General features: G+C 63.7%; 1 protein-coding gene. It reads left to right on the plus strand.

Going from position 1 to position 1,164, the window contains the following annotated elements:
* Nucleotides 1–4: 4 nt before the first annotated feature.
* On the plus strand, nucleotides 5–1,164 hold a 1,160-nt coding region (gene tuf / locus SCD90_RS16540; RefSeq protein ID WP_319845815.1), incomplete at its 3' end, for an elongation factor Tu.

Here is a 1,164-nt window from a genome sequence, read left to right on the forward strand (position 1 = left end):
CGCCATGGCCAAAGAGAAGTTTTCGCGGAACAAGCCGCACTGCAACATTGGAACGATTGGTCACGTTGACCATGGCAAGACGTCATTGACGGCTGCGATCACGAAGATCCTTGCTGAGTCTGGCGGCGCGACGTTCACGGCGTATGACCAGATCGACAAGGCTCCCGAGGAGAAGGCGCGCGGCATCACGATCTCGACGGCTCACGTCGAGTACGAGACCACGAACCGCCATTATGCGCATGTCGACTGCCCCGGGCATGCCGACTACGTGAAGAACATGATCACGGGCGCGGCGCAGATGGACGGCGCGATCCTGGTGGTGTCGGCGGCCGACGGCCCGATGCCGCAGACCCGCGAGCACATCCTTCTGGCCCGCCAGGTCGGCGTTCCGGCGCTGGTGGTGTTCCTGAACAAGGTGGACCAGGTTGACGATCCGGAGCTTCTGGACCTCGTCGAGCTCGAGGTTCGCGAGCTCTTGTCGAAGTACGATTTCCCGGGCGACGACATTCCGATCGTCAAGGGTTCGGCTCTGGCGGCTCTGGAGGACTCCAACAAGGAGACCGGCCATGACGCCATCCTGAAGCTGATGGCCGAGGTCGACGCCTACATTCCGCAGCCGGACCGTCCGGTCGACCAGCCCTTCCTGATGCCGGTCGAGGACGTGTTCTCGATCTCCGGCCGCGGCACGGTCGTGACCGGTCGCGTGGAGCGCGGCATCGTCAAGGTTGGCGAGGAAGTCGAGATCATCGGTCTTCGTCCGACCATCAAGACGACGGTTACCGGCGTCGAGATGTTCCGCAAGCTGCTCGACCAGGGCCAGGCGGGCGACAATATCGGCGCGCTGCTGCGCGGCACGAAGCGCGAGGACGTCGAGCGCGGCCAGGTGCTGTGCAAGCCGGGTTCGGTGAAGCCGCACACCAAGTTCATGGCCGAGGCCTACATCCTGACCAAGGAAGAGGGTGGCCGTCACACGCCGTTCTTCGGCAACTACCGTCCGCAGTTCTATTTCCGTACGACGGACGTGACGGGCGTGGTGACGCTTCCCGAGGGCACCGAGATGGTGATGCCGGGCGACAACATCACGGTCGAGGTGACGCTCATCTCGCCGATCGCCATGGAGGAGAAGCTGCGCTTCGCCATCCGTGAAGGCGGCCGCACGGTTGG

It is taken from the genome of Terrihabitans rhizophilus, from assembly GCF_033898525.1.
GTDB lineage: Bacteria > Pseudomonadota > Alphaproteobacteria > Rhizobiales > Methylopilaceae > Flaviflagellibacter > Flaviflagellibacter rhizophilus.